This window comes from Shinella zoogloeoides, assembly GCF_030733845.1.
Taxonomy (GTDB): domain Bacteria; phylum Pseudomonadota; class Alphaproteobacteria; order Rhizobiales; family Rhizobiaceae; genus Shinella; species Shinella zoogloeoides_C.
Map to the genome: position 1 here is coordinate 1347182 of NZ_CP132311.1, position 19306 is coordinate 1366487.

The window sequence follows — 19306 nt, forward strand, 5'->3', positions numbered from 1 at the left end:
ATGGGTAAGGCTAAAGCCGAACGTCGGCTGAAGGATAACGAGGCGCAGGCCATCGCGCGCACGATCCGCGTCAGCCCCCAGAAGCTCAACCTGCTTGCTGCGCTCATCCGCGGCAAGAAGGTCGACCGGGCTCTCGCCGAGCTTGAGTTCTCGCGCAAGCGTAGCGCCGAGACCGTCAAGAAGACGCTTGAATCCGCGATCGCCAACGCAGAAAACAACCACGACCTCGACGTGGACTCGCTGATCGTCGCGGAAGCGTATGTCGGCAAGTCGATTGTCATGAAGCGCTTTGCCGCTCGTGGCCGCGGCCGCGCATCGCGGATCGAGAAGCCTTTCTCGCATCTGACGATCGTCGTCCGTGAAGTCGAAGCCAAAGGGGAGGCCGCATAATGGGCCAGAAGATTAATCCAATCGGTTTCCGCCTCGGCATCAACCGTACCTGGGACAGCCGTTGGTTCGCCGACAACGCCGAATACGGCCAGCTGCTCCACGAAGACCTGAAGATCCGCGCTTTCGTCATGGAAGAGCTGAAGCAGGCCGGTATCGCCAAGGTCGTCATCGAGCGCCCGCACAAGAAGTGCCGCGTTACGATCCACTCGGCTCGCCCGGGTCTGATCATCGGCAAGAAGGGCGCTGATATCGAGAAGCTCCGCAAGAAGCTTTCCGAGATGACGAACTCCGAAACGCACCTCAACATCGTTGAAGTGCGCAAGCCGGAAGTCGACGCGACCCTCGTCGCCCAGTCGATCGCCCAGCAGCTCGAGCGCCGCGTGGCCTTCCGCCGTGCGATGAAGCGCGCTGTTCAGTCGGCCATGCGTCTTGGCGCCGAAGGCATCAAGATCACCTGCGCCGGCCGTCTCGGCGGCGCGGAAATCGCCCGTACGGAATGGTACCGCGAAGGTCGCGTTCCGCTTCACACGCTGCGTGCGGACATCGACTACGGTACGGCTGAAGCCGAAACCGCATTCGGCATCTGCGGCATCAAGGTCTGGATCTTCAAGGGCGAAATCCTTGAGCACGACCCGATGGCCTCTGAGCGTCGCGCAAGCGAAAGTGACAGCCAGGGTCCCGCAAGCCGTGAACGCGGCGACCGCGGCGACCGTCGTCGTGAAAACGCGTAACAGTCGCGTTTGGCAGCCAATATCGGAGAAGTAAAAAAATGTTGCAGCCAAAGCGTACCAAGTACCGCAAGCAGTTCAAGGGCCGCATCAAGGGTGTCGCCAAGGGCGGCTCCGACCTCGCTTTCGGCGAGTTCGGCTTGAAGGCTCAGGAACCGAATCGCGTGAACGCTCGCGAGATCGAAGCGGCCCGCCGCGCGATCACCCGTTACATGAAGCGTGCCGGCCGTGTGTGGATCCGCGTGTTCCCCGACGTCCCCGTCACCGCCAAGCCCACGGAAGTGCGCATGGGTAAGGGTAAGGGTTCGGTCGAATACTGGGCGGCCAAGGTCAAGCCCGGCCGTATGATGTTCGAGATCGACGGTGTTTCCGAGGAGATCGCCCGCGAGGCGCTTCGTCTCGGCTCGGCCAAGCTCTCGGTCAAGACGCGCTTCGTACAGCGCATTGCAGAGTAAGGAACGAGAGCGATGAAAGCCGTAGACGTTCGGGCGCTCAGCGCCGATCAGCTCAACGACGAGCTTGCCAAGCTGAAGAAGGAGCAGTTCAACCTGCGCTTCCAGAAGGCGACCGGCCAGCTCGAAAAGACCTCGCGCATCAACGAAGTCCGCAAGGATATCGCGCGCGTCAAGACCATTGCCCGCCAGAAGGCGGCAGAAGCCAAGGCCTAAGGACCAGAAAAATATGCCGAAACGCATTCTGCAGGGCACCGTAGTCAGCGACAAGAACGACAAGACCGTTGTCGTTCGCGTCGAGCGCCGCTTTGCTCACCCGCTGCTTCAGAAGACCGTTCGCCGGTCCAAGAAGTACAAGGCGCATGATGAAACCAACCAGTACAAGGTCGGCGACGTCGTTTCCATCGAGGAATGCGCCCCGATCTCCAAGGACAAGCGCTGGACCGTCGTATCGGCCCACGCTTAAAAACACCGCTTTTCGCGCCTGGCCCTTGCGTCTGGCGCGAAAGTCTGTATGAAGCAGCGCAAGGACGCTCGGAATCGCGAGCGTTCTTTTGCTTTGAGCGCACGGAAGGTCCGTCGGTTCGCCGAAGGGAAACCACCCTGGCAACACACCATCCCGCGCGAAAACATGAATTTCCATAAGCTGGAACAGGGGGCCCCTCCTTAATCAAGAGAGGCCCAACCGGTCCGGTAAAACAAGAAGGCGACCTGACATGATTCAGATGCAGACTAACCTCGACGTCGCGGATAATTCCGGCGCACGTCGTGTCATGTGCATCAAGGTGCTGGGCGGCTCCAAGCGCAAGTACGCTTCGGTCGGCGATATCATCGTCGTCTCGATCAAGGAAGCGATCCCGCGCGGCCGCGTGAAGAAGGGTGACGTGATGAAGGCGGTCGTCGTTCGTACCGCCAAGGACATCCGCCGCCCCGATGGCAGCGTCATTCGTTTTGACAACAACGCAGCCGTCCTGATCGACAACAAGAAAGAGCCCATCGGCACCCGTATCTTCGGACCGGTTCCGCGCGAACTTCGTGCAAAGAACCACATGAAGATCATCTCGCTGGCTCCGGAAGTACTCTAAGGAGCGATGGCTATGCAAAAGATTCGTAAGGGCGACAAGGTCGTCGTACTCACCGGCAAGGACAAGGGCCGTACCGGTGAAGTTGTTCAGGTCATGCCGAAGGAAGACCGTGCGGTCGTCAAGGGTATCAACCTGGTGAAGCGTCACCAGCGCCAGACCCAGACCCAGGAAGCCGGCATCATCACCAAGGAAGCTTCGATCCATCTGTCGAACATCGCGATCGCCGACCCCAAGGACGGCAAGCCGACCCGCGTCGGTTTCAAGGTCGAAGGCGACAAGAAGGTTCGTGTTGCAAAGCGTTCGGGAGTGTCGATCGATGGCTGACACCAAGTATGAGCCGCGGCTCAAGAAGGAATATGTCGAGCGCATCCGCGCGGCACTGAAGGAGCAGTTCTCCTACGCCAACGAGATGCAGATCCCGCGCCTCGAGAAGATCGTCATCAACATGGGTGTTGGCGAATCGACCGGCGACTCCAAGAAGCCCACCGTGGCTGCCGCCGACCTCGCAGCGATCGCCGGCCAGAAGCCGGTCATCACGCGTGCACGCAACTCCATCGCCGGCTTCAAGCTGCGCGAAGGCATGCCGATCGGCGCAAAGGTCACCCTTCGCGGCGCCCGCATGTTCGAATTTCTGGATCGCCTCGTGAACATCGCGCTGCCCCGCGTACGCGACTTCCGTGGTCTGAACCCGAAGTCCTTCGATGGCCGTGGCAACTTCGCCATGGGTATCAAGGAGCACATTGTGTTCCCTGAGATCAACTACGACAAGGTTGATCAGATGTGGGGCATGGACATCATCGTTTGCACGACGGCAACGACGGACGACGAAGCCCGGGCTCTTCTGAAAGAGTTCAGCTTCCCGTTCCGCGCCTGACCGTAACGACAAGCGTAAAGAAGGATAACTGTTATGGCTAAAACCAGCGCAGTCGAGAAGAATAACCGCCGCCGCAAGCTGGTCGCCAGCCAGGCTGCCAAGCGTGCCGCCCTCAAGGCGATCATCCAGAACCAGTCTCTTCCGATCGAAGAGCGCTTCAAGGCAACCCTGAAGCTTGCCGAAATGCCGCGCAATGGCTCCAAGACCCGCATTCGCAACCGTTGCGAAGTCACGGGCCGTCCGCGCGCATTTTATCGCAAACTCAAGATGTCGCGTATTGCGCTTCGTGAACTGGGCAATCTCGGCAAGGTGCCGGGCATCGTCAAGTCGAGCTGGTAAGGAGACGGGCACATGTCAATGACTGATCCTCTGGGCGATATGCTCACCCGTATCCGCAACGGCGCCGCACGCCGCAAGTCGAGCGTTTCCACGCCGGCTTCCAAGCTTCGTGCACGCGTCCTGGACGTCCTTCAGTCCGAAGGCTACATCCGCGGATATTCGGAAGTCGAATTCGGCAACGGCAAGGCCGAGCTGAACATCGAACTCAAGTACTATGAAGGCGCGTCCGTGATCCGCAAGATCGACCGCGTCTCCAAGCCGGGCCGCCGGGTCTATGTCTCGGTCAAGTCCATCCCGCAGGTCGCGAACGGCCTCGGCATCACCATCCTTTCGACCCCGAAGGGCGTGATGGCCGATCACCAGGCACGCGAACAGAACGTTGGTGGCGAGATTCTTTGCTCGGTCTTCTAAGACTGGGCAAGGATCTCCATAACGAACAGACAGGATAAAACAATGTCTCGTATCGGTAAGAAGCCCGTTCAGGTTCCCGCTGGTGTCACCGCGACCGTCGATGGTCAGAAGGTCACCGCGAAGGGCCCGAAGGGCGAACTGTTCTTCGTCGCCAATGACGAAGTTTCGGTAAAGCTCGAAGACAACGCCGTTGTCGTTCAGCCGGTCAACGCGTCGAAGGACGCTCGTTCCAAGTGGGGCATGTCCCGCACGATGGTCGAGAACATCTTCAAGGGCGTCAAGGACGGCTACGAGCGCAAGCTCGAAATCAACGGCGTCGGCTACCGCGCGTCGCTCCAGGGCAAGAACCTGCAGCTCGCACTCGGCTTCAGCCACGATGTGGTCTACCAGACGCCGGAAGGCATCACCATCGCTGTTCCGAAGCCGACGGAAATCATCGTTTCCGGCATCAACAAGCAGCAGGTCGGCCAGGTCGCAGCGGAAATCCGCGAATACCGTGGCCCCGAGCCCTACAAGGGCAAGGGCGTCAAGTATGCCGAAGAGCGGATTGTCCGCAAAGAAGGCAAGAAGAAGTAAGGATCACGCGAAATGGCTAGCAGGAAAGAAGCTCTCCAGCGCCGCGCCAACCGCGTGCGCCGTTCCATCAAGGCGGTCGCCAACGGCCGTCCGCGCCTGTCGGTTCATCGCTCGTCGAAGAACATCTACGTACAGGTCATCGACGACGTGGCCGGCACGACGCTTGCGTCCGCCTCCACGCTCGACACCGATCTGCGCTCGTCGCTGAAGACGGGCGCCGACACGGCAGCAGCCGCTGCCGTCGGCAAGCTCATTGCAGAGCGCGCTGTCAAGGCTGGCGTCAAGGAGGTCGTTTTCGACCGTGGCGCCTTCATCTATCACGGCCGCATCAAGGCTCTTGCCGAAGCTGCTCGTGAAGGTGGTCTGACCTTCTGATCCCGGCCGGGCGCGCAAAGCGCCCGCCGACCAGTTCATAGGGTACTGGTCGCTTCCATTCGCGAAATGGGGGCGACTTTCGTCAATCTGCCGATTGCACCCGGAAAAGAAAAAGGAAAAGGACAATGGCACAGGAAAAGCGCGGTCGCGATGACCGCCAGAACCGCGAAGAGCGCGACAGCGAGTTTGTCGACAAGCTCGTCGCGATCAACCGCGTCGCGAAGGTCGTCAAGGGCGGCCGTCGTTTCGGCTTTGCAGCTCTCGTCGTCGTCGGCGACCAGAAGGGCCGCGTCGGCTTCGGCCACGGCAAGGCTCGTGAAGTTCCGGAAGCGATCCGGAAGGCCACCGAAGCCGCCAAGCGTGACCTCATCTTCGTACCGCTGCGCTCGGGCCGCACGCTGCACCACGACGTGCACGGCCGTCACGGCGCCGGCAAGGTTCTGCTTCGTTCGGCCAAGGCCGGTACCGGTATCATCGCAGGCGGTCCGATGCGCGCCGTCTTCGAAACGCTCGGCGTTCATGACGTCGTCGCCAAGTCGACCGGTTCCTCGAACCCGTACAACATGATCCGTGCGACGTTCGACGCTCTCAAGAGCCAGATGCACCCGAAGGACATCGCAGCTCAGCGCGGCATGAAGTACGCCACGCTGCAGGCTCGTCGTCAGTCGGCTGGCGTTGCCGCTGAAGAATAAGGAGCACTGATCCATGGCTAAGAAAGAAACCGCCAAGAAGACGGTGACTGTCGAGCAGATCGGCAGCCCCATCCGCCGTCCGGCCGTACAGCGCGCTACGCTTGTCGGCCTGGGCCTCAACAAGATGCACCGGGTTCGCACGCTGGAAGACACCCCGTCTGTCCGCGGCATGATCCGTGCCGTCCAGCACCTCGTTCGCGTCGTCGACGAGAAGTGAGGGAGTGGAGATCATGAAGCTTAATGAAATCAAGGACAACGAAGGCTCCTCGAAGGACCGCAAGCGCGTAGGTCGCGGTATCGGTTCGGGCAAGGGCAAGACCGGTGGTCGCGGCGTCAAGGGTCAGAAGGCCCGTTCGGGCGTTGCCATCAACGGCTTCGAAGGCGGTCAGATGCCCATCTACCGTCGCCTGCCGAAGCGCGGCTTCAACAACATCTTCTCGTCCGACTTCGTCATCGTGTCGCTGGGCCGCGTCCAGCAGGCAATCGATGCCGGCAAGCTCGACGGCAAGGCGACTGTTGATGCGGCAGCCCTCAAGGCCGCCGGCGTCATCCGTCGCGTCAAGGACGGCGTCCGCCTCCTGGCTGACGGCGAACTGAAGGCCAAGGTGGCGTTCGAAGTCGCCGGCGCCTCCAAGCCTGCTCTCGAAAAGGTCGAGAAGGCTGGCGGTTCGGTCAAGCTGCTCTCGGCAGCAGCGGAAGCCGCCGAATAATTCGACGAAATTATCGCCCGGTGTGCTTCACACCGGGCGATTTTGCTCCCATATGTGAGCCTCACGACGACATCAGGGAACCTTTTCCTCGTCGTTATCCGGAAGAAGGACTACCGCGCCACTCGCCGCCCATGACGAGCAAAGGCCGCTGTAGAATTTTGAATCTGCTACATAATTCCTTAGACCGATCCCGATCTAAGGAATTATGTAGTGCGGTGAGGCCGGGATTGCTTGACAATCCGCGTTTCAACCGGTTTAGGCTCCATCCGCCCGATTGCTGCAACGGCAGGCGGGCACGACGAATTTCAGCATCTGCCATCGGTCCGAGGAGGGCCGGGCGCAAATGCCAAACGGATCAGCCATTCCGGACCTGGCCGGGCTCCCCGCCGCCGGATCGGCTTCGCGGAGAAATGCATGGCTTCGGCAGCGGAACAACTCGCCTCTAATCTCAACTTCTCGACTTTCGCGAAAGCGGAAGATCTGAAGAAGCGTCTCTGGTTCACGCTGGGCGCGCTGCTCGTCTATCGCCTCGGCACCTACATCCCGTTGCCGGGCCTCAATCCCGACGCCTTCGCGCAGGCCTTCCGCGGCCAGTCGGGCGGCATCCTCGGCCTCTTCAACATGTTCTCCGGCGGCGCCGTCGAACGCATGGCGATCTTCGCGCTCGGCATCATGCCGTACATCTCCGCATCGATCATTGTGCAGCTCATGACCTCGGTCGTTCCTTCGCTGGAACAGCTGAAGAAGGAAGGCGAGCAGGGCCGCAAGATCATCAACCAGTACACCCGCTACGGCACGGTGCTGCTCGGCGCGCTGCAGGCCTACGGCATTGCGGTCGGCCTCGAGAGCGGGGCAGGGCTGGTCAACGATCCGGGCTGGTTCTTCCGCATTTCCACCGTGATTTCGCTGCTCGGCGGCACCATGTTCCTGATGTGGCTCGGTGAGCAGATCACCTCGCGCGGCATCGGCAACGGCATCTCGCTGATCATCTTCGCCGGCATCGTCGCCGCGCTGCCGTCCGCGCTCGCCGGCACTCTCGAACTCGGCCGCACCGGCGCGCTTTCGATCGGCGTGATCATCGCCGTCGTCGTGATGGCCGTCGGCGTCATCGCGCTCATCGTCTTCGTCGAGCGCGCGCAGCGCCGCCTGCTGATCCAGTATCCGAAGCGCCAGGTCGGCAACCGCATGTTCCAGGGCGACACGTCGCACCTGCCGCTGAAGCTCAACACTGCGGGCGTCATCCCGGCGATCTTCGCGTCGTCGCTTCTGCTGCTGCCGGCAACCCTCGCAGGCTTCTCGAACACGGCCGAGCTGCCCTCCTGGGCGACCGCCGCCATCGCGGCCCTCGGCCATGGCCAGCCGCTCTACATGCTGCTCTATGCCGGCATGATCGCGTTCTTCGCCTTCTTCTACACGGCCATCGTCTTCAATCCGAAGGACACGGCCGACAACCTGAAGAAGCACGGCGGCTTCATTCCGGGCATTCGTCCGGGCGAACGCACCGCGGAATATATCGACTACGTGCTGACCCGCATCACGGTCATCGGCGCGGTCTATCTGATGTTCGTCTGTATTCTTCCCGAAATCCTCATCGCGCAGACCGGGGTGCCGTTCTACCTTGGTGGTACGTCGCTTTTGATTGTTGTCAGCGTGACCTTGGATACTGTAGCACAGATACAGGGTCACCTGATTGCTCAGCAGTATGAGGGGCTGATCAAGAAGTCGAAGCTGCGTGGAGGAAAGAGGGGACGATGAGACTGATTTTTCTGGGACCGCCGGGTGCTGGCAAGGGGACTCAAGCCAAGCTCCTGACGGAGAAGCACGGTATTCCGCAGCTCTCCACGGGTGACATGCTGCGCGCGGCCGTCGCCGCGGGCACGGATGTCGGCAAGCGGGCGAAGGCCGTCATGGATGCCGGCCAGCTCGTCTCCGACGCGATCGTCAACGAGATCGTTTCCGACCGAATCGAGCAGGCGGACTGTGCCCGGGGCTTCATCCTCGACGGTTACCCGCGCACGGTTCCTCAGGCGGAAGCCCTCGACGGGATCCTCGCCGGCAAGGGCCTCCAGCTCGATGCCGTCGTCGAGCTCAAGGTCGATGAGGATGCGCTGGTCAAGCGCATGGAGAATCGCGTGGCTGAAACGGTCGCCGCCGGCGGCACGGTTCGCTCCGACGACAATCCGGAAGCCTTCAAGCGCCGCCTGACGGAATATCGCGAGAAGACCGCGCCGCTGTCGAACTACTACGCTTCGACCGGCAAGCTTCAGACGGTCGACGGCATGGCCGATGTCGACAAGGTGACCGCGCAGATCGCCGGAATCCTCGAGAACGCCTGATATCAGGTTAAAAAGGCCGGCCGGGGAGTTGACTTTTTCGGCCGATTCCCCTTAAGACAGCGCCAACTCGCGACATACCATTGCGATCGGCGCGGATTTCCAAGAACGAAGTCCGGGTGCGGTCGGTTTCGACATGTCCCGAACATCGAATAAGCAACGCGGCTTTCGTGGCCGTACCGAATGAAGAAGACCACTTGCCGGATGGCAACTGGAAGCAAGGAGAACAGGCGTGGCACGTATCGCTGGCGTCAACATCCCGACCGCGAAGCGCGTAGTCATCGCGCTGACCTATATTCACGGGATCGGCCCGAAGTTTGCACAGGAAATCATCGAGAAGGTCGGTATCCCGGCCGATCGCCGCGTGCATCAGCTCACGGACGCAGAAGTCCTGCAGATCCGCGAAGCCATCGACCGCGACTACCAGGTCGAAGGCGACCTGCGTCGCGAGACCTCGATGAACATCAAGCGTCTCATGGACCTCGGCTGCTACCGTGGTCTGCGTCACCGTCGTGGCCTTCCGGTCCGCGGTCAGCGCACGCACACCAACGCCCGCACCCGCAAGGGCCCGGCGAAGGCCATCGCAGGCAAGAAGAAGTAATTTCCCGGAAACGGGGAAGGGGAGGCTGGCGCTTCGCGCCGGCCTCTTTTGAGTTTCGAGCGGGGCTTGAGCATCGCGCTTTTGCCCCGGTCGGTGGAGCTGCTGGCACTACGGCAGTGACGATATCGCCGCACGCATCGCCTGTGGGCATGCGTGCATATTGCTATTCAGGGCGGGAGCTTGCTCCGGCCCGGTGGAGCCGCTGGTATTACGGCGGTGTCGAGATCAACGAAAGGACTACCCATGGCCAAGGAAGCCGCACGCGTCCGCCGTCGCGAACGCAAGAACATCACCTCGGGTGTTGCTCACGTCAATTCTTCGTTCAACAACACGATGATCACCATCACCGACGCACAGGGCAACGCGATTGCCTGGTCGTCCGCCGGTGCGAAGGGCTTCAAGGGTTCGCGCAAGTCGACCCCGTTCGCTGCCCAGATCGCTGCCGAAGACTGCGCCAAGAAGGCCCAGGAACACGGCATGAAGTCGCTGGAAGTCGAAGTCTGCGGTCCGGGTTCCGGCCGTGAATCGGCTCTGCGCGCCCTCCAGGCTGCCGGCTTCATGATCACGTCGATCCGCGACGTGACCCCGATCCCGCACAACGGTTGCCGCCCGCGCAAGAAGCGCCGCGTCTGAGCATCGCATTCGAACTGCTGCGCAAGCCGGCTGACGGCTTGCGTGGAACTTCAGGGCTCGGTCGTCACGATTGGATGGTGGCGGCGAACGGAAGGCAAAACATATGATCCAGAAAAACTGGCAGGAACTGATCAAGCCGAACAAGGTGGAATTCACCTCCTCCGGCCGCACCAAGGCAAGCCTTGTTGCCGAGCCGCTGGAGCGTGGCTTCGGCCTGACGCTCGGCAACGCGCTGCGTCGCGTTCTCCTGTCGTCGCTGCGCGGTGCGGCTGTGACCGCCGTGCAGATCGACGGCGTCCTGCACGAGTTCTCCTCCATCCCGGGCGTCCGGGAAGATGTGACGGACATCGTGCTCAACATCAAGGAAATCGCCATCAAGATGGATGGCGACGATTCCAAGCGGATGGTCGTGCGCAAGCAGGGCCCGGGCGTCGTAACGGCTGGTGACATCCAGACGGTCGGCGACATCGAGATCCTGAACCCCGAGCATGTCATCTGCACCCTCGACGAGGGCGCGGAGATCCGCATGGAGTTCACGGTCAACAACGGCAAGGGCTACGTCCCGGCCGACCGCAACCGCTCCGAAGACGCGCCGATCGGCCTCATCCCGGTCGACAGCCTTTATTCGCCGGTCAAGAAAGTGTCCTACAAGGTGGAAAACACCCGTGAAGGCCAGGTTCTCGACTACGACAAGCTGACGATGACCATCGAAACCGACGGTTCCGTCACCGGCGAAGACGCGATCGCGTTCGCGGCCCGCATTCTTCAGGACCAGCTCTCGGTCTTCGTCAACTTCGACGAACCGCAGAAGGAAGCCGAAGAAGAGTCGGTCACCGAGCTCGCCTTCAACCCGGCGCTTCTCAAGAAGGTCGACGAACTGGAGCTTTCGGTCCGTTCGGCGAACTGCCTGAAGAACGACAACATCGTCTATATCGGCGATCTCATTCAGAAGACCGAAGCCGAAATGCTTCGCACTCCGAATTTTGGTCGCAAGTCGCTCAACGAGATCAAGGAAGTTCTCGCTTCCATGGGCCTGCACCTCGGCATGGAAGTGCCGGCATGGCCGCCCGAGAACATCGAAGATCTCGCCAAGCGCTACGAAGACCAATATTAACACCATCAAACGGCAGGCAACTGCCTGCATGTGAAGGAGAACCGAGATGCGCCACCAGAATTCGGGTCGCAAACTCAACCGTACCGCCAGCCACCGCAAGGCGATGTTCGCCAACATGGCTGCTTCGCTCATCCTGCATGAGCAGATCGTAACGACCCTTCCGAAGGCGAAGGAAATCCGTCCGATCGTCGAGAAGCTCGTCACCCTCGGCAAGCGCGGCGACCTGCACGCTCGCCGTCAGGCGATCTCGCAGATCCGCGACGTTGCCGTCGTTTCGAAGCTCTTCGATGCGATCGCAACCCGCTATGCCAACCGTAACGGCGGCTACCTGCGCATCATGAAGGCCGGCTACCGTCACGGCGACAACGCCCCGCTCGCCGTCATCGAGTTCGTCGAACGCGATGTCGACGCCAAGGGCGCCGCCGACAAGGCTCGCGTTGCTGCCGAAGCGGAAGCTGAAGCCGCCTGATCCGACAAGCGTTCATCCGAACGCCATGAAGCCGGACGCTCACGCGTCCGGCTTTTTTGTTTGCGTAGGTCTTAAAGCAAGATTTTGGAAACCATGTCCCTAGGCATTGTTTTCAACCCTCCGCTCTAAAGTTCCGGCGGGGTTTAATCGAGTTTGAATGATGGGCGAGAATTTCGCATTTCTGCTGCCGGTGGTGCTCACCCTGTTCGGCGTGGCGTTTCTCGTCGTCGGGCGTTTCGGCAACCGCGCCGCATTGTTCTGGGGAACGGGCTATCTTAGCGCCGCGTTCGGCTTTCTCGTGCCGCTTCTCGGAGTCGTGGTGCCTGTTCCCGCAGTGGCGTTGGCGGCGGATGCCGCGTTCCTCTGCGCCTTTTTCTTTTACAGCCACGCGCTCGTCACCCATTTCGCCGCGCCGCGGCTGGTGAACGTCCGTCTTGCCGTCGTCGCGACCGCCTATGCGGGCGCCAGTCTAGCGGTGCTTGTCGGCCAGAGCCTGCGCTTCGAGCTTTTTATCAACGACATCGCCTGCAGCACCCTCCTGGTGCTTGCATTGCTCTCTTCCTGGCGGCGCTCGAACAGCTGGATCGACCGGGCGCTTTTCGGCGCGGTGATGTTCGTCATTCTGGAAACGACCGTGCGGACGATCGTTTTCTTCGTCATGGCCGGTACGCTCGCCATGGGGGAGTTCATCGGCTCGTCCTACGCCTATGTCATGCAGGTTACGGCGACGATCGGTGCGCTGGTCATGGCCTTGACGGCGCTCGCCTCCGTCGCGCTGCGGATCGTCGAGCGGCACAGGAAGGCAGCGGAGGAGGATCCGCTCACCGGTCTTCTGAACCGTCGCGGTTTCGAGCAGCTTGTCGGCGCGGGGAGAGGTGTCGCGAAGACGGAGGCCGCGATCGTCGTCGCGGATATCGACTAGTTCAAGTCGATCAACGATCACTATGGCCATGCCGCTGGCGACGAGGCGATCCGAGAGGTCGCGACCCTGCTGAACACGCTTGCCTGGCCGGGACTGGCCGTCGCCCGGTTCGGCGGTGAGGAATTCATCGCCCATCTGCCGAACTGCCGCCTGCAGGATGCCCACACGTTGGCAAACACCGTACGCATCGCCTTGTCGGAACGGGACCTCGGGCATATCGGCATCGATCGCTCGATAACGGCGAGCTTCGGTGTGGCAATCACGTCCGCCAGCGACCATACGATCCATGATGCGATCAGTCGCGCCGATCGCCTGCTCTATCTCGCCAAGAGCAGCGGTCGCAACCGCGTCGTCAGCAATCCCGCCGATGTGCCGCTGCAAGCGGGCCCGAAGCTGTTCGTGGTCTAGCGGCTACACGGAGCGGGCTTCGCCCTGAAGACGTGTCCCCTCCGGCCGTGCGCGTTTCTTCCCGCGGATCATCGGCCGGATCAGGCGATAGCCGAGAAGCAGCGCCACGAGCGCGATATAGGTCCAGGGCTCCAGCCCGACGACCTTCACCGACATGGCGAAATGCAGCGCACCGGCGGCGGCGATGACGTAGACCAGCTTGTGCAGCTTCACCCAGCGCGGCCCGAGCCTGCGGATCGACCAGTTGTTTGAGGTGAGGGCGAGCGGGATCAGCATCACCAAAGCGCCCATGCCGATCGTGATGAAAGGCCTTTTCGCGATATCGACGATGATGGCGGAAAGGTTGAGGTACTGGTCGAGCACCATGTAGGTCGAAAAATGCATCAGCACGTACCAGAAAGCGAGGAGCCCGAGGGCGCGGCGGTAGCGGATCCAGTTGATGCCGAAGAGGTCGCGGATCGGCGTGATCGCCAACGTCGCGATGAGGAAGCGTAGCGCCCACAGGCCGAGCAGGTGTTCGAATTCCTTCACCGGATTGCCGGGAAGCCTTCCGGTCGCGCCCAGCCAGAACCCGTAGGCGGCTGGCAGGAGACCGGCGGCATAAAGCAGCCAGATCGATGCCGCATGGTATTTGCGGGGCAGGGCGGGCAGGCCGACCATCAGTAGTTCGCCCTGAGATCCATGCCGGCATAGAGGCCGGCCACCTCTTCGCCATAGCCGTTGAAGGGCAGGGTCGGGCGGCGGTTCGCGCCGAAGAAGCCGCCTTCGCCGATGCGGTTCTCGCTCGCCTGGCTCCAGCGCGGGTGATCCACCTCTGGATTGACGTTGGCGTAGAAGCCGTATTCGCTGGGTGCCGAAAGGTTCCAGGTGGCGGGTGGTTGCTTGTCGGTGAGCGTGATCCTCACGATCGACTTGATGCCCTTGAAGCCATATTTCCACGGCACGACGAGACGCAGCGGCGCGCCGTTCTGGTTCGGCAGCGTCTTGCCGTAGACGCCGACGGCAAGGATCGCCAGCGGATGACGGGCTTCGTCCAGCCGCAGGCCCTCGACATAGGGCCAGGGCAGCGGCTGGAAATAGCCCGACTGTCCCGGCATTTCCTCCGGCCGGACGACCGTCTCGAAGGCGACATATTTCGCGTCGCCCAGCGGCTCCACCTTGTCGAGAAGGGCGGCGAGGGGAAAGCCGCTCCAGGGGATTACCATCGACCACGCCTCGACGCAGCGCATGCGATAGGTCCGCTCCTCGAGCGGCATGGCGAGAAGCTCCTCGAGCCCGAACTCCTTCGGCTTGCCGACGAGGCCGTCCACCTTCACCGTCCAGGGCGTCGGCTTGAATTTTTCCGAATTGGCCAGCGGGTCGCCCTTGCCCATGCCGAACTCATAGAAGTTGTTATAGCTGGTCACGTCCTTTTCCGGCGTCAGCGCCTCGTCGACCGTATACTGGCTTTTCGACGCCTTCAGCGCTTCGGCAAGAGCCGGTGTTCCCGCCGCCGCGAGCGCGCCACCGGCGGCAGCGGCCAGAAACGAACGGCGATTGAAAAAACAATGTTCGGGCGTGATTTCCGAGGCGGCGATACGGGGCGGGCGGTAAAATGACATGGCGGGGCTCGATCTGTTCGGTTGCTTGCCTGATACCTACGTAAACGACGGCCGTGTTGTTTCAACGGCGGGCAAAGATTTCCAGCGACCACTTTTTCGTGCTTTCGGTGTGACCTTTCGCGAGTGGGAACGCCGCGCGGTTTGCCTTTTTTCCCGCGAAATCCTATCTGAACGTGGCGCGGAAACGAAGGAGACTCGTCCATGCTGAAAATCCGCATCCTGCTTGCCGCCCCTGTTGTCGCAGCCCTTGCCCTTTCGATGCCCGCCGCGGCCAAGGAGCGCACCGTGCCCCAGTCGCGCACGGAGATGCAGCTCTCCTTCGCGCCGCTCGTCAAGCAGGTCGAGAACGCCGTCGTCAACGTCTATGCCGAGCGCGTCGTGGAGCGCCGCTCGATCTTCGACGGCGATCCCTTCTTCGAGGAATTCTTCGGCCAGCGCATGCCGAACCGCAGCGAAAAACAGTCCTCGCTCGGCTCGGGCGTGATCGTCGGCACCAACGGTATCGTGGTGACGAACAACCACGTCATCGAGGGTGCGAGCGACATCAAGATCGCGCTGGCGGACGGTCGCGAATACGAGAGCACCGTCGTGCTGAAGGACGAGCGCGTCGATCTGGCCGTGCTGAAGATCAAGGGCGATGCCGAGTTCACGGCACTGCCGCTCGGCGACAGCGACGCCGTGCAGGTCGGCGATCTCGTGCTGGCCATCGGCAACCCGTTCGGCGTCGGCCAGACGGTGACGAGCGGCATCGTCTCGGCGCTTGCACGCAACCAGGTGCGTGCTGGCGATTTCGGCTTCTTCATCCAGACGGACGCCTCGATCAACCCTGGCAATTCCGGCGGCGGCCTCATCAACATGAACGGCGAGCTGATCGGCATCAACACCGCCATCTTCTCGCGCGGGGGCGGCTCGAACGGCGTCGGCTTCGCCATTCCCGCCAACCTCGTGAAGACCTTCGTCGCGAGCGCCGAGAACGGTAGCGCCACGTTCGACCGCCCCTTCGTCGGCGCGACCTTCGACGCCGTGACCTCGGAAGTCGCCGAAGCGCTCGGCCTCGACCGTGCCCGTGGCGCGCTCATCTCGCAGGTCCAGGCCGGCAGCCCGGCGGAAAAGGCCGGCATGAAGCCCGGCCAGGTGGTCACCGCCGTCAACGGCATCCAGGTCGAGCATCCCGATGCGCTCGGCTACCGCCTCACCACCGTCGGCATCGGCGGCACGGCGCGCATCACCGTCATCGCCGACGGCAAGGAACAGGAGCTGACCCTCTCACTCGACCGCGCGCCCGAAACGACGCCGCGCGACGAACGGCTGATCGAAGGGCGCAATCCCTTCTCCGGCGCGGTGGTCGCGAACCTTTCGCCGCGTGTCGCCGAGGAACTGCGCATGCCGACCAGCAAGACGACGACCGGCGTGGTGGTCACAGAAGTCAATCGTGGATCGCCCGCCGCCCGCATCGGCCTCAAGCCGCGTGATATCGTCATCGAGCTGAACGGCACGGCGGTCGACACCACCGAAACGCTCGCCTCGCTCGTCGGCGAGGACCCGTCCATCTGGCGCGTCGAGATCGAGCGCGACGGCCAGCGCATCCGCCAGTTCTTCCGATGAGCGACCTTTTCGCCCCGCGTGAACCGGAGGATATGGCGGCAAAGCGGCCCTTGGCCGATCGCCTGCGCCCCCGCACGCTGGGCGAAGTGTCCGGCCAGGAGCAGCTGACCGGCCCCGACGGCATTCTCTCGCGCATGATTGCGGCGGGCTCGCTCGGCTCGATGATTTTCTGGGGCCCGCCCGGCACCGGCAAGACGACGGTCGCGCGCCTGCTCTCGGGCGAGACCGGGCTCGCCTTCGAGCAGATTTCCGCGATCTTCTCCGGCGTCGCCGATCTCAAGAAGGTCTTCGAGGCCGCCCGCATGCGCCGCATGGACGGCCGCCAGACGCTGCTCTTCGTCGACGAGATCCACCGCTTCAACCGCGCCCAGCAGGACAGCTTCCTGCCCGTCATGGAGGACGGCACCATCGTGCTCGTCGGCGCCACGACGGAAAACCCGTCCTTCGAGCTCAATGCCGCTCTTCTCTCCCGCGCCCGCGTGCTGACCTTCAAGCCGCATGACGAAGAGAGCCTTGAGGAACTTCTGAAGCGCGCCGAGGCGGTCGAGGAAAAGCCTCTGCCGCTCGACGAGGAGGCACGCGCCTCGCTGCTGCGCATGGCCGACGGCGACGGGCGGGCGGTGCTGACGCTTGCCGAGGAGGTCTGGCGCGCGGCGCGTTCAGGTGAGACCTTCGGTCAGGACGATCTCTTCCGCATCGTGCAGCGCCGGGCGCCGGTCTACGACAAGTCGCAGGATGGCCACTACAATCTCATCTCCGCCCTGCACAAGGCCGTGCGCGGCTCCGATCCAGACGCGGCGCTCTATTACCTTACCCGCATGCTGGATGCCGGGGAGGATCCGTTGTTCCTCTGCCGGCGCATGGTGCGCATGGCGGTTGAGGATATCGGCCTTGCCGACCCCCAGGCGCTGGTCGTCTGCAATGCGGCCAAGGACGCCTACGACTTCCTGGGCTCGCCGGAGGGGGAGCTTGCGCTGGCGCAGGCCTGCGTCTACATCGCCACCGCGCCGAAATCCAACGCCGTCTACACCGCCTACAAATCGGCCATGCGCGCGGCCAAGGAGAACGGCTCGCTGCTGCCGCCCAAGCACATCCTCAATGCGCCGACCAAGCTGATGAAGGGCGAGGGCTACGGCGAGGGGTATCGCTACGACCACGACGAGCCTGACGCCTTTTCCGGCCAGGACTATTTTCCGGAGAAGATGGGCCGCAGAACCTTCTACGACCCGCCGGAACGCGGTTTCGAACGCGAGTTGCGCAAGCGGCTCGAATGGTGGGCGAAGCTGCGCAAGGAACGGGGCTAGTCTTTCCAGCCGAAACGGCATCGCTTCAGCGTGATGATATTTTAAGCGGCGCTGAAACGCGGCGCCGGCTTTTGCGGCGCCTGGGGCACGACCTTGATGGACGACTCCGCCTTGCCCGGATGCCCCTCCATATCGACCACCACATGCCAGTGGCCGCTCTCCGGGATTTTCAGCCGGATGGGCGATTGCTTGGCCACGCCGCCGAGGAACTTGTGCTGGCGGGTGTTCTTGAAGAGGTCGAAATTGGCATGGCTCATCAGCCGCACATTGGCGATGGCCGAGAGCGTGATCTCGATCACCGTGCCGCCGCGCTGCATGCCGAGGTCGTAATGCGAATAGGAGAAGCTGTGTGCCATCGTCTGCCCGGTTGTATCTGGTTTTGCGCTAATGTTCGCATGCGCGGGTTAATGTTCCCTTCCTCCCCACTTCCACTTCGATCTTGAGATAATCCAGCTCTTTCAACGGATTGCGCCGGAAAGCGGATTCGATCCAGCAACGACCTGAATCATTTTCGCACGCTTTTCGAGAAAAATTTCTATCTCCTGTCGGCGCCGGTGTTTCGCCGGCGTCCTTGGTGCATGAAGCCGGCGGGTCGCCGGTTGGAGCTTGAGGAGAACGACATGCCGAAGATGACCATCATCACCCTTCTGACCGCCGCCCTTGCCGCCTTCGCGCCGGCGGCGGCGGCCGAGGAAATCAAGGAGAATCCGTTGCAGGGCGTGGCCGGCAAGCCGGACAAGGCGGGCCATGTCGAAGTCAACGGCATCAACTACTACTACGAGATCCGCGGTAAGGGCGAGCCGCTGCTGCTGCTGCACGGCGGCCTCGGCCAGATCGAGATGTTCGGCGAGAACCTCAAGACCTTGCAGGAAAGCCGCCAGGTGATCGGCGTCGATCTCCAGGGGCATGGCCGCACGCCGCTCGGCAACCGCCCGATCGAAATTCCCGCCATCGGCGCTGATATGGCCGAACTCGTCACGAAGCTCGGCTACGACAAGGTGGATGTGCTCGGCTATTCCTTCGGCGGTGGTGTCGCGCTGCAGATGGGCGCGCAGGCGCCGGACAAGGTGCGCCGCCTCGTCATCGCTTCGGCACCTTTCGCGAGAAACGGCTTCTTCCCTGAAATGATCCCCCAGCAGGAGGCGGTCTCCAGCGCCATGGCCGAGATGATGAAGGAGACGCCGATGTACAAGTCCTATGTCGCCGTCGCGCCCGACGCCTCCGCATTTCCGAAGCTGCTCGATGCGATGGGTGCGGCCATGCGCGTGGAATACGATGCGTCGGATGCCGTGGCAAAACTCTCCATGCCCGTCATGCTGATCTTCGGCGACAGCGACATGATCCGCCCGGAGCACATCGTCGAGTTTTACCAGAAGCTCGGCGGCGGCCTGAAGGATGCCGGCTGGATGCGCGAGCACATGTCGAAGAACCGTCTTGCCATCCTGCCGGGCCTGACCCACTACGAGACCTTTGCCGCGCCGGCGCTCGTCAGCACCGCCCTGCCGTTCCTCAACGGCGAGACCGGCGCGCAAAGCTGGGCCGGGCAGGTGGACGAAAACTGATCTTCACGAGGAAGACATGAAGCCCGGATACGCAGAGCGCATCCGGGCTTCATTGCGTCCGTGAGGCCGTCTGCCGGCAGGAGCCGCGCAACGATCGACCCACAATCGGGGGCTCCGCCCAG

29 protein-coding genes are annotated in these 19306 nt (G+C 62.3%); 26 read left to right on the forward strand and 3 right to left on the reverse strand.

From position 1 onward, the window contains the following. The 23 genes from rplV to Q9316_RS07745 all read left to right on the forward strand — a co-directional run bounded on the left by rplV (window position 1) and on the right by Q9316_RS07745 (window position 13112). The gene (gene rplV, locus Q9316_RS07635; protein WP_023514179.1) at window positions 1-390 is read left to right on the forward strand and encodes a 50S ribosomal protein L22; all 390 of its coding nucleotides are present in this window, start codon (window positions 1-3) and stop codon (window positions 388-390) included. Beyond that, entirely contained in the window at window positions 390-1121 is a 732-nt protein-coding gene (gene rpsC / locus Q9316_RS07640; RefSeq protein WP_117372289.1) for a 30S ribosomal protein S3, read from the forward strand. The genes rplV and rpsC overlap by 1 nt, the downstream gene beginning before the upstream one ends. A gap of 38 nt (window positions 1122-1159) precedes the next feature. Next, window positions 1160-1573 (forward strand): 50S ribosomal protein L16, encoded by a 414-nt coding sequence (rplP, locus tag Q9316_RS07645; RefSeq protein WP_117372290.1) that lies wholly within the window; start codon window positions 1160-1162, stop codon window positions 1571-1573. 12 nt (window positions 1574-1585) lie between these two features. After that, window positions 1586-1786: a 50S ribosomal protein L29 gene (gene rpmC / locus Q9316_RS07650; protein ID WP_069059028.1), complete on the forward strand. Its 201-nt coding sequence runs from the start codon at window positions 1586-1588 to the stop codon at window positions 1784-1786. 13 nt (window positions 1787-1799) lie between these two features. Next, window positions 1800-2036 (forward strand): 30S ribosomal protein S17, encoded by a 237-nt coding sequence (gene rpsQ, locus Q9316_RS07655; RefSeq protein WP_306034602.1) that lies wholly within the window; start codon window positions 1800-1802, stop codon window positions 2034-2036. A 250-nt stretch (window positions 2037-2286) separates the two neighbouring features. Next, on the forward strand, window positions 2287-2655 hold the full coding sequence (gene rplN / locus Q9316_RS07660; protein ID WP_018328276.1) for a 50S ribosomal protein L14: 369 nt from the start codon (window positions 2287-2289) through the stop codon (window positions 2653-2655). A 12-nt stretch (window positions 2656-2667) separates the two neighbouring features. Beyond that, window positions 2668-2979, forward strand: a complete 312-nt coding sequence (gene rplX, locus Q9316_RS07665; protein WP_024270443.1) for a 50S ribosomal protein L24 — start codon at window positions 2668-2670, stop codon at window positions 2977-2979. Next, window positions 2972-3529, forward strand: a complete 558-nt coding sequence (rplE, locus tag Q9316_RS07670) for a 50S ribosomal protein L5 (protein ID WP_306034603.1) — start codon at window positions 2972-2974, stop codon at window positions 3527-3529. The genes rplX and rplE overlap by 8 nt, the downstream gene beginning before the upstream one ends. A gap of 33 nt (window positions 3530-3562) precedes the next feature. Next, complete coding sequence (rpsN, locus tag Q9316_RS07675; RefSeq protein ID WP_306034604.1) at window positions 3563-3868, forward strand: 30S ribosomal protein S14; 306 nt, start codon at window positions 3563-3565, stop codon at window positions 3866-3868. A gap of 12 nt (window positions 3869-3880) precedes the next feature. After that, entirely contained in the window at window positions 3881-4279 is a 399-nt protein-coding gene (gene rpsH / locus Q9316_RS07680) for a 30S ribosomal protein S8 (protein WP_256116153.1), read from the forward strand. 42 nt (window positions 4280-4321) lie between these two features. Next, window positions 4322-4855 carry a 50S ribosomal protein L6 gene (rplF, locus tag Q9316_RS07685; protein ID WP_306034605.1) on the forward strand — a complete coding sequence of 178 codons (534 nt, stop codon included), beginning with the start codon at window positions 4322-4324 and terminating at the stop codon, window positions 4853-4855. A gap of 12 nt (window positions 4856-4867) precedes the next feature. Further along, window positions 4868-5230 (forward strand): 50S ribosomal protein L18, encoded by a 363-nt coding sequence (gene rplR, locus Q9316_RS07690; RefSeq protein ID WP_306034606.1) that lies wholly within the window; start codon window positions 4868-4870, stop codon window positions 5228-5230. A gap of 125 nt (window positions 5231-5355) precedes the next feature. Beyond that, the gene (gene rpsE, locus Q9316_RS07695) at window positions 5356-5922 is read left to right on the forward strand and encodes a 30S ribosomal protein S5 (protein ID WP_119258420.1); all 567 of its coding nucleotides are present in this window, start codon (window positions 5356-5358) and stop codon (window positions 5920-5922) included. 13 nt (window positions 5923-5935) lie between these two features. Continuing rightward, window positions 5936-6139, forward strand: coding sequence for a 50S ribosomal protein L30 (rpmD, locus tag Q9316_RS07700; RefSeq protein WP_119258419.1), 204 nt, complete (start codon window positions 5936-5938; stop codon window positions 6137-6139). 13 nt (window positions 6140-6152) lie between these two features. Then, window positions 6153-6632: a 50S ribosomal protein L15 gene (gene rplO / locus Q9316_RS07705; RefSeq protein WP_306034607.1), complete on the forward strand. Its 480-nt coding sequence runs from the start codon at window positions 6153-6155 to the stop codon at window positions 6630-6632. A 414-nt stretch (window positions 6633-7046) separates the two neighbouring features. Then, complete coding sequence (secY, locus tag Q9316_RS07710) at window positions 7047-8387, forward strand: preprotein translocase subunit SecY (RefSeq protein ID WP_306034608.1); 1341 nt, start codon at window positions 7047-7049, stop codon at window positions 8385-8387. Then, the gene (locus Q9316_RS07715) at window positions 8384-8968 is read left to right on the forward strand and encodes an adenylate kinase (protein ID WP_306034609.1); all 585 of its coding nucleotides are present in this window, start codon (window positions 8384-8386) and stop codon (window positions 8966-8968) included. Before secY ends, Q9316_RS07715 begins: the two co-directional genes overlap by 4 nt. 229 nt (window positions 8969-9197) lie before the next feature. Next, window positions 9198-9566, forward strand: coding sequence for a 30S ribosomal protein S13 (gene rpsM, locus Q9316_RS07720; RefSeq protein WP_058329561.1), 369 nt, complete (start codon window positions 9198-9200; stop codon window positions 9564-9566). A gap of 243 nt (window positions 9567-9809) precedes the next feature. Beyond that, window positions 9810-10199 (forward strand): 30S ribosomal protein S11, encoded by a 390-nt coding sequence (rpsK, locus tag Q9316_RS07725; RefSeq protein WP_023513823.1) that lies wholly within the window; start codon window positions 9810-9812, stop codon window positions 10197-10199. A 103-nt stretch (window positions 10200-10302) separates the two neighbouring features. After that, window positions 10303-11313 (forward strand): DNA-directed RNA polymerase subunit alpha, encoded by a 1011-nt coding sequence (locus Q9316_RS07730; protein WP_306034611.1) that lies wholly within the window; start codon window positions 10303-10305, stop codon window positions 11311-11313. Between the two features lie 46 nt (window positions 11314-11359). Next, a complete protein-coding gene (gene rplQ / locus Q9316_RS07735; RefSeq protein ID WP_306034612.1) occupies window positions 11360-11782 on the forward strand; it encodes a 50S ribosomal protein L17 in 423 nt (140 codons plus the stop codon). A 157-nt stretch (window positions 11783-11939) separates the two neighbouring features. Further along, complete coding sequence (locus Q9316_RS07740; protein ID WP_306034613.1) at window positions 11940-12704, forward strand: hypothetical protein; 765 nt, start codon at window positions 11940-11942, stop codon at window positions 12702-12704. 48 nt (window positions 12705-12752) lie between these two features. Continuing rightward, window positions 12753-13112 (forward strand): GGDEF domain-containing protein, encoded by a 360-nt coding sequence (locus Q9316_RS07745; protein WP_306035242.1) that lies wholly within the window; start codon window positions 12753-12755, stop codon window positions 13110-13112. 3 nt (window positions 13113-13115) lie between these two features. Here Q9316_RS07745 and msrQ read toward each other — a convergent pair whose 3' ends face one another. Continuing rightward, the gene (gene msrQ, locus Q9316_RS07750; protein WP_306034614.1) at window positions 13116-13772 is read right to left on the reverse strand and encodes a protein-methionine-sulfoxide reductase heme-binding subunit MsrQ; all 657 of its coding nucleotides are present in this window, start codon (window positions 13770-13772) and stop codon (window positions 13116-13118) included. Further along, a complete protein-coding gene (msrP, locus tag Q9316_RS07755) occupies window positions 13772-14713 on the reverse strand; it encodes a protein-methionine-sulfoxide reductase catalytic subunit MsrP (protein ID WP_306034615.1) in 942 nt (313 codons plus the stop codon). The genes msrQ and msrP overlap by 1 nt, the downstream gene beginning before the upstream one ends. A gap of 201 nt (window positions 14714-14914) precedes the next feature. Here msrP and Q9316_RS07760 point away from each other — a divergent pair, with 201 nt between their 5' ends. Both Q9316_RS07760 and Q9316_RS07765 read left to right on the forward strand, forming a co-directional pair. After that, the gene (locus tag Q9316_RS07760; RefSeq protein WP_306034616.1) at window positions 14915-16318 is read left to right on the forward strand and encodes a DegQ family serine endoprotease; all 1404 of its coding nucleotides are present in this window, start codon (window positions 14915-14917) and stop codon (window positions 16316-16318) included. Continuing rightward, the gene (locus Q9316_RS07765) at window positions 16315-17622 is read left to right on the forward strand and encodes a replication-associated recombination protein A (RefSeq protein ID WP_306034617.1); all 1308 of its coding nucleotides are present in this window, start codon (window positions 16315-16317) and stop codon (window positions 17620-17622) included. The genes Q9316_RS07760 and Q9316_RS07765 overlap by 4 nt, the downstream gene beginning before the upstream one ends. Window positions 17623-17663: 41 nt before the next feature. On the opposite strand, the gene Q9316_RS07770 is transcribed toward Q9316_RS07765, so the two are convergent. Continuing rightward, entirely contained in the window at window positions 17664-17978 is a 315-nt protein-coding gene (locus Q9316_RS07770) for a DUF1883 domain-containing protein (RefSeq protein ID WP_306034618.1), read from the reverse strand. A 264-nt stretch (window positions 17979-18242) separates the two neighbouring features. On the opposite strand from Q9316_RS07770, the gene Q9316_RS07775 reads away from it, so the two are divergent. Beyond that, complete coding sequence (locus tag Q9316_RS07775) at window positions 18243-19184, forward strand: alpha/beta fold hydrolase (protein ID WP_306034619.1); 942 nt, start codon at window positions 18243-18245, stop codon at window positions 19182-19184. Window positions 19185-19306 lie beyond the last annotated feature (122 nt).